Source organism: Agrobacterium sp. 22-223-1 (assembly GCF_053522385.1).
In genome coordinates, this window is the sequence record NZ_JBNWCN010000003.1 from 476,356 (window position 1) to 484,525 (window position 8,170).

The following is an 8,170-nucleotide window of genomic DNA, read 5'->3' on the forward strand; positions in this document are numbered from 1 at the left end:
TTTGTTTGCAATATTTGCATCATATTAGATTTTTTTGCAAGCGCAGGAGACGATATGAACGATACGCCCGACATCAGCCGCCCGCGCCAGTCGGATATCGCCCAGCGCGCCGGCGTTTCCATCAGCACCGTCTCGCGCGTTCTTGCGGGAGAGAAAGGTATCAGCGCGTCGATCCAGACCAAGGTTCTGGGGGTGGCGGCGGAGCTTGGCTATCCGTTGCGACCGGTCGCAAACCAGACCGGCGGCGTGCCGCTGGAGGGTAAGAAAATCCTCGCACTCATGTCCGCCGAAAGGGCGACCGGCGATATCGGCGCTTTTTATCACGATATTTTCGACATGCTGCGCAGCCTTGCCCAGACGGACGGTTTCGAACTCGATATCCGGCTTTTGCACCAGAAACAGGTGGATGATGCGCTGACCCAGCGGGTCTGCGAGGTGGACGGCCTTCTCGCCATCGGCCTCGATCCCGAGGACGAAATCATCCACCGCATCACGCAGGGTGTGCTGCAACCGGTTCTGGTCAACAGCGCCGATCCTTCGATGATGCTGGATTGCGTCTCGCCCTCCAATTTTTACGGCGGTGCGCTGGCGGCGCGGCGGCTGCTGGAACTCGGTCACCGCAAGGTCGCCTATATCGGCCCGCATCATCGCCACACCATCAGGGAGCGTATGCGCGGCTTCCGCCACACGATCCTCGAGGAAGAGGGAACGACCTATGAGGAGTTCCTGCTTTCGACGGCGGATAGCGGCTTCGGGCAGGCGGGCGATGCGGTTCGCCAGCTATTGGCCAAAAACCCTGAACTCACCGGCATTTTCTGCATGAATGACGCGATTGCGCTCGGGGCGCTGGGGGCGGCGCAGGAGCTTGGCCTCGCCGTGCCGGACGATCTTTCCATTATCGGCTTCGACGATCTGCCCTTTGCCGAACTCTCCACGCCCCGTCTCAGCACGATCCGCGTCGACCGTCGCGAAATCGCCCGCGAGGCGGTGGAGCTGCTGCGACGCCGGCTGACGGAACCCTCCGCCAATGCCCGCCAGGTGCAGCTTGGCGTGCAGCTGGTGGAAGGACAGACGGCCGGCGAGGCGAAAAAGACGGGAAAGGCGGCACGCGATGCATGACACCATGAGTAAGCCCACCATGGCCAGATTCAATCCACTGCATGGCAATCCGCTCAAAAGCCGCGCCGATGTCCGGTGGGCGCTGGATGAGAGTTTTACGCCGCTTCTTCCCTATTTTTCACCGGGCGGCGCAAGAGTGACGCTGAGCGGCACCGCCGCGCATTTCGACCGGGCGGCGGCCGATCTGGAAGGTTTCGCCCGGCCGCTCTGGGGCATCGCACCGCTTGCGCTGAGCGGCGATCATTTCGACCACTGGCCGCTTCTGGCACGGGGAATAGCCAACGGCACCGATCCTTCCCATCCCGAATATTGGGGCGACGTGCGCCAAAGGGATCAGCGGCTGGTAGAGCTTGCAGCCCTCGGATTCGCGCTGCGGCTTGCGCCGCAGCACCTGTGGGAACCGCTATCCGACGCACAGAAAGACAATGTGCGCCGTTATCTGCTGACGGCGCGCGAGCGCAATTACGCCGATAATAACTGGAAGTTCTTCCGGGTGATGGTCGATATGGCGCTGGATCATCTCGGCATCGATTTCGACCGCAGCCTGACCCAGACATTCCAGAAGGAACTGGACGAATTCTATATCGCCGACGGCTGGTATCGCGATGGCAATTACCGCCGCATCGACCATTACATCGCCTTCGCCATGCATTTTTACGGCCTGATCTACGCGAAACTCAGCAAGCCTGACGATGCCTACGCCGCACGCTACCGGGAGCGAGCGCGCCTCTTCGCCGGCGATTTCGCCAGCTGGTTCGATGAGGATGGCGGCACGCTCGCCTTCGGCCGCTCCATGACCTACCGCTTCGCCTGCGGCGGCTTCTGGGCGGGTCTCGCTTTTGCCGATGAGGAGGCGTTGCCCTGGGGCGAGATCAAGGGGCTTTATCTGCAACATCTGCGCTGGTGGGCGAAAAAGCCGATTGCCGACCGCGACGGCGTGCTTTCCATCGGCTACGCCTATCCGCAGCTCATCATGTCGGAAAGCTATAATTCGGCGGGCTCGCCCTATTGGGCCTTTAAAGCCTTCCTGCCGCTCGCCCTGCCGGAAAGCCACCCCTTCTGGCAGGCAGAGGAAAAGCAGCCCGAAACATCCGCAAAACCAAAGCCGCTCATTCATCCCGGCATGGTTATGATGCAAACGAAGGGCAACGTCACGGCGCTTTCCAGCGGCCAGGAAAACCTCTCCATGCGCGGCGGGCCGGAGAAATATGCCAAATTCGCCTATTCCTCCCGTTACGGTTTCGGCGTCGAAGTGGACGAACGCGGTTTCAGGACCAACGGTTTCGACAACATGCTGGCCTTCTCCGAAGACGGCCTGCATTACCGCGTGCGCGAGACCAACGAGAAGGTTCTGCTGGCCGGGGAAAGCCTGCGGGCGACATGGAAGCCGTTCCCGGATGTGGCGGTTGAAACGACGCTGGTTGCGGCTGGCGGCTGGCATATCAGGCTGCACCGGATCACCTCCGCCCGCCCCCTTTCGGTGACCGAAGGCGGCTTCGCGATCAATCGCAACGATGGCGACCGCGATGCCGTGCGCGAAGAGACCAACCGGGCGACCGCCGATTGCGGCGCAGACATATCCGCCATTGTCGATCTCGGCTCCAGCATAATCCGCCACGGCGTGGCACTGAAGGCTCTGCCCAACACCAATCTCATCAACGCCAAGACCACGGTGCCGCAACTGCGGGGCGAGATTCCGGCGGGCGAAACCCTGCTTGCCTGCGCGGTCTTTGTCGGGGTGACCGGGCCAGAAAGCGAAACAGCGTTGGCGACAGTTCCCGCACTTCCGGATATGGAGGGGCTCGACCGCCTGTTTGCGGAACGGGGCGTTCCGGTCAGCAGCATGGCGGCAACGGGAGAGCCGCAATGACGAGCCCGCTTCCGCGTCTCAGCCTTGCCATGGACCCGGAGCGAACCCAGCATGTGCTGACACCGCAGGCGCTCGAAAGGCTGTCGCAGAGTGTCGATATTCTCGACACGGGGCGGATCTGCGATTTCCACGATCCCGCAGTGAAAGAGCAGCTGGCGCGGACGGATATTCTTCTGACCGGCTGGGGCTGTCCGGATATCGGCGCGCGGGAACTAGCGCTGATGCCGCGCCTCAGGCTGATTTCCCATGCCGCCGGCACGGTCAAATATTTCCTGTCGCAAGCGGTGTTCGATCGTGGCGTTACCGTGTGCAGCGCCGCGGAGGCGAATGCACAGCCGGTCGCCGAATTTTCGCTGGCCATGATCCTGCTGGCCGGTAAGCGCACCTTCGGTTTCCGACGCCTTTATCTGGAGCATCGCGACCGCGCCCCTGTCGAGCGATTGCAGGCGCAGGCCATCGGCAATCTCGGCCTGACGGTCGGCATCGTCGGCGCATCGCGCATCGGACGCCGCGTCATCAATCTGTTGCAGCCCTTCGATCTCAACCTCATCCTTTTCGATCCGCTTCTCAGTGCTGCGGAGGCGGAAAAGCTCGGTGTACGTCTCGTCTCGCTCGAGGAGCTGATGGCGGTGAGCGATGTTATTTCCCTGCATGCACCCTCCCTGCCGCAGACGCAGCATATGATCGGCGCAGCAGCACTTGCCCGCATGAAGGACGGCGCGACGCTGATCAATACGGCACGCGGCGCGCTGGTGGATGAAAACGCGCTGCTGGCCGAGCTGAAAACCGGACGCATCGAAGCCGTCATCGACGTCACCGACCCGGAAGTGCCGCCGCCGGATTCACCCTTTTACAACCTGCCGAACGTGTTCCTGACGCCGCATATCGCCGGCGCCACCGGGCTTGAACGCGCAAGGCTCGGCGACATGGCGATTGCCGAAATCGAACGCTTCTGCCGCGCGGCACCCCTGCAACAGCAGGTGCGGCCGGAACATCTGGAACTGATCGCATGAGATTTTTCGAGCCGGGCCTCTGCTCCGTCACCTTCCGCTCCCTGTCGCCACAGGCCGTCATCGAGCTTGCCGCCGCAAACGGCATCAGGTCCATCGAATGGGGGGCGGATATCCATGTACCGCCCGGCGATCTCGAAAATGCAAGGGATGTGGCGGCGCGGACGGCGCAAGCCGGCCTCTCCGTCTCCTCTTACGGCTCCTACATCTTTGCACCGGATTTTGCGCCGGAAGATGTGACCGCCGTGCTGGAAACAGCAAAAGCGCTCGGCGCCGGCCATATCCGCATCTGGCCCGGCAGCCGCAAACGCCCATCTGCCGATTACTCCCCCGGCGAACGCCGCGCGGCAACGGAAGCGCTGGCGACAATCGCCCGCCGGGCGCACGACCATGGCATGACAATCGGCCTCGAATATCACCCCAACTCACTGACGGACACCCTGCCCTCGGCCCTGCAACTCATGCAGGATTTGCCGATGCCCAACCTCTTTTTCTACTGGCAGCCCGCTCCCGGCCTGCCGCTGGAGGACGCACTCGCGGAAATATCCGCACTCGGCCCACGCATCTGCCACCTGCATGTCTTCGCCTGGCTCGCCGACGCAAGCCGCCTGCCGCTTCACGAACGCGCGGATTATTGGCGGGCGTGCGTGGATGCATTGCCGGAAGGCGACTGGAAAAAACCGGCTTTCGCGATGCTCGAATTCGTCAAAGGCGACGATGTCGGGCAGTTCGCGGAAGATGCGGTGATACTTGGAGAAATTTTTGATAAGTCATAATCTCGACCGATCAATGTCTACTCTTACCGGTTAATGGGAGAAGGTTATTATACCACGGGTCAAAAGCATTACAGCGAAACCTCATGGCTTGCTCACGGTTGAATGGGCAGACGGCGGCCAGTCGTCTGCTGATCTGACAGGGTGGATCGCCACCGGTGGAGGATTACTGGCTCCACTACTATCGGAGGACATCTGGAAAACCGCGACAATTGCAGATTATGGTGCGAGCGTTAAATGGGATGGCCAGAATCTCGAAATTGACGCCTACCATCTTTGCCAAATCGCCGAGAACCAGCAGGCACGCAGACGTTAAACTCACTTCGCCCTATAGGCGTCAATTGCATACATTAAGACTTGTTCCTTTTTCCTCGCTGCCTCAGATCGACCCGACATCAGACCTGCCGCAATTCCTTGCCAGCTGAAAAACCAAGGCATCGCTAAAACGATCGCTAGAAGTAGAGGAAGACCAGTGATCAACAAGAAAATTGTCGCAGCACTCTTGGAGTAAGCCTGCAATATTATATGCGGCAGCATCACTGGCGTTGCCATAACAAACCACCAAAATGAGACCACCAACGAGATTGGAAAGCCTGCCACGAGCGGCATCTGCTGCGCCTTGTTAAGCGCCCAAAGCTCACTACGATGACGATAATATGTGATGCGCTGCCATAATCTCAGCATTCGTCTCTCCAGTCTTAACTTTCACACTGGACAGATTTTCCTCGTTACGCAATCGGACCTTGCCACGTGCGTCCACCTTTGTTCTTCACGATCATCATCGACGCACTGTGCCCTCGGCTCGAGATGCAGCTTACCGAAGTCTTTGGTCGCGAAAGAACCTCTTCATCGCGTAAGCACGCAATCGCTCGAAAAGGCCTGCAAAGCCAATATGACTGAAGGGGGCTTTTCTCTTGTCATCTACGTTAGACGCTAAATACAAGTGTCATATCCGCCGCCCATCCGCCCCGAACAGATGCGTCTTCGAAAGATCGAACGCAAAGGGAATGGTCTCGCCGATGCGGATATGGCGCTGGCCGTCCAGCAGCACGGTGGCGGGCTGGCCGTCGGGGGTCGCGGTGTAGACCACCGTTGAGCCGCCGAGATGTTCGACGAGCTGGATGGAGGCCTCACCCAGCGAGGCCGATTGCGCCTGCGGGTTCACATGTTCCGGGCGCACGCCGAAGGTGAGCGGTTCGCCCTGTTGCGCGGCGACCGGTTTTTCCAGCACGATGCGCTGACCGGCTACCTCGATGGTGCGGTTGGAACTGTCGCCTGAAGCCACCTTGGCGGAGAGGAAATTCATCTTCGGCGAGCCGATGAAACCGGCGACGAACTGGTTGGCGGGATTATTGTAAAGATCGAGTGGGCGGCCGACCTGCATGATGCGGCCGTCGCGCAGAACGACGATCTTGTCGGCCATGGTCATGGCTTCCACCTGGTCGTGCGTCACATAGATCATGGTGCTGCCGAGCGTCTGGTGCAGCTTGGCGATTTCGACGCGCATCTGCACGCGCAGTTCCGCATCGAGGTTGGACAAAGGCTCGTCGAACAGGAAGATTTTCGGTTCGCGCACGATGGCGCGGCCGATGGCGACACGCTGGCGCTGGCCGCCCGAAAGCGCCTTCGGCTTGCGTTGCAAAAGCGGGCCGATCTGCAGGATATCGGCGGCTTTCTGCACCCGCGCCTGAACTTCCGGTTTCTTGTAGCCTGCCGTCTCCAGACCGAAGGCGAGGTTCTTGTAGACGCTCATATGCGGATAAAGCGCATAGGATTGGAAGACCATGGCGATGCCGCGCTTGGAGGCGGCGGTTTCATTGACCCTTTCGCCATCGATACGAAGATCGCCTTCGGAGATTTCCTCAAGCCCTGCAATCATGCGCAGAAGCGTGGATTTGCCACAGCCCGAAGGGCCGACGAAAACGGTGAACTCGCCCGGCTCGATCTTGAGATCGATGCCGTGAACGACCGGAAAGGCGCCGAACCGCTTGACGATTTTTTCGAGCGTAATGCTGCTTGCCATGCTGTTTCTCCCGACTGTCGCGCCGCATGCAGGGCGGCAGCGACAGTGTTGATTGTCTTAAAATGCGTTCCCGATCCGGGTTCCGTTCAGCGTTTCATTCCGGTGGTGGCGATGCCTTCGATCAGCAGCCGTTGGAAAAACAGGAAGAACAGGAAGACCGGCACCAGCGACAGGTTGGACATGGCGAAAAGCGACGTCCAGTCCGAGCTGCCGGTGGAATCCACGAAGGATCTGAGGCCAAGCTGCACGGTGTAGGTGTTGATGTCGTTCAGATAGATCAGCGGCCCGAAGAAATCGTCCCATGTCCAGATGAAGGAAAAGATGGCAGCCGTCGCCAGCACCGGCAGCGACAAAGGCAGCATGATCTTCCAGTAGATGCGGAAGGGCGAGCAGCCATCCATCACAGCCGCCTCGTCCAGCTCGCGCGGGATGCCGCGGAAGAACTGCACCATCAGGAAGATGAAGAAGGCGTCCGTTGCGAGGTATTTCGGCACGATCAGCGGCAGCGAGGTGTTCACCCAGCCCATTTCCAGAAACAAGATATATTGCGGGATGAGCACGACGTGATAGGGCAGCATCAGGGTGCCAAGCATCAGTGCGAACCAGAAATTGCGCCCCCCGAAGCGAAGCCGGGCAAAAGCGAAGGCGGCGAGCGAGCAACCGACCACGTTTCCTATGGTGGCCAGCACCGAGATGAAGAAGGAGTTCCAGAAGAACTGTCCGAAGCTCACCTGCAGCCCGGTCCAGCCGCGAATATATCCGCCGACATCCACCGCCGAGGGGATGAGCGAGGAAGAGCCGAACAGCTCGTCCTGCGGCCGGAAGGAACCCGAGATCATCCACAGGATCGGATAGAGCATCGCGAAGGACGCGATGATCAGCGCCGTGTGGAGCATCACCGATTTCAGCGGCGAACGTTGCAGGCCCTGGCCCGGCCGGGGGGCGGTAACAGCATCAGTCATCGTAGTGCACCCAGTATTTCGCGCTGAGGAACGAGAAGGCCGTGAACAGCGAGATGATGATCACCAAAATCCAGGCAAGCGCCGAGGCATAACCCATGCGGAAGAAACCGAAGGCCTCCTGGTAGAGGTAGAGCGTGTAGAACAGCGTCGAGTTGATCGGCCCGCCGGTGCCTTCGGAGATGATGAAGGCGGGGGTGAAGGCCTTGAAGGCGTCGATCGTCTGGATCACCGCGTTGAAGAAGATCACCGGCGTCAAAAGCGGCAGGGTAATGCGGAAGAACTGCCGCACCTTGCTCGCGCCGTCGATTTCGGCGGCCTCATACATGTCCTGCGGGATTTGTCTCAGACCCGCGAGGAAGATGATCATCGGCGAACCGAACTGCCAGACGGACAGGATGACCAGCGTGTAGATC

General features: G+C 60.1%; 8 protein-coding genes. 4 read left to right on the forward strand and 4 right to left on the reverse strand.

The features are described 5' to 3' along the window. Window positions 1-54: 54 nt before the first annotated feature. From ACQZ60_RS17550 to ACQZ60_RS17565, 4 genes are read left to right on the forward strand one after another with little or no spacing between them, the layout of a single operon-like run. Entirely contained in the window at window positions 55-1,119 is a 1,065-nt protein-coding gene (locus ACQZ60_RS17550) for a LacI family DNA-binding transcriptional regulator (protein WP_269829771.1), read from the forward strand. Then, window positions 1,112-2,989 (forward strand): DUF2264 domain-containing protein, encoded by a 1,878-nt coding sequence (locus tag ACQZ60_RS17555; protein ID WP_448735760.1) that lies wholly within the window; start codon window positions 1,112-1,114, stop codon window positions 2,987-2,989. Before ACQZ60_RS17550 ends, ACQZ60_RS17555 begins: the two co-directional genes overlap by 8 nt. After that, on the forward strand, window positions 2,986-4,002 hold the full coding sequence (locus ACQZ60_RS17560) for a hydroxyacid dehydrogenase (protein ID WP_448735761.1): 1,017 nt from the start codon (window positions 2,986-2,988) through the stop codon (window positions 4,000-4,002). Before ACQZ60_RS17555 ends, ACQZ60_RS17560 begins: the two co-directional genes overlap by 4 nt. After that, complete coding sequence (locus ACQZ60_RS17565) at window positions 3,999-4,775, forward strand: sugar phosphate isomerase/epimerase family protein (RefSeq protein WP_448735762.1); 777 nt, start codon at window positions 3,999-4,001, stop codon at window positions 4,773-4,775. The genes ACQZ60_RS17560 and ACQZ60_RS17565 overlap by 4 nt, the downstream gene beginning before the upstream one ends. Window positions 4,776-5,090: 315 nt before the next feature. Here the strand turns inward: ACQZ60_RS17565 and ACQZ60_RS17570 are convergent, their stop codons facing one another. The 4 genes from ACQZ60_RS17570 to ACQZ60_RS17585 all read right to left on the reverse strand — a co-directional run. Continuing rightward, a complete protein-coding gene (locus tag ACQZ60_RS17570) occupies window positions 5,091-5,456 on the reverse strand; it encodes a hypothetical protein (RefSeq protein ID WP_020809241.1) in 366 nt (121 codons plus the stop codon). A 262-nt stretch (window positions 5,457-5,718) separates the two neighbouring features. Continuing rightward, window positions 5,719-6,795 carry an ABC transporter ATP-binding protein gene (locus ACQZ60_RS17575; protein ID WP_003520178.1) on the reverse strand — a complete coding sequence of 359 codons (1,077 nt, stop codon included), beginning with the start codon at window positions 6,793-6,795 and terminating at the stop codon, window positions 5,719-5,721. Window positions 6,796-6,881: 86 nt separating this feature from the next. Next, the gene (locus tag ACQZ60_RS17580; RefSeq protein WP_448735763.1) at window positions 6,882-7,757 is read right to left on the reverse strand and encodes a carbohydrate ABC transporter permease; all 876 of its coding nucleotides are present in this window, start codon (window positions 7,755-7,757) and stop codon (window positions 6,882-6,884) included. Beyond that, window positions 7,750-8,170, reverse strand: a 421-nt coding sequence (locus ACQZ60_RS17585; RefSeq protein ID WP_448735764.1) for a carbohydrate ABC transporter permease, incomplete at its 5' end; no start/stop codon positions are given. The genes ACQZ60_RS17585 and ACQZ60_RS17580, both read right to left, overlap by 8 nt.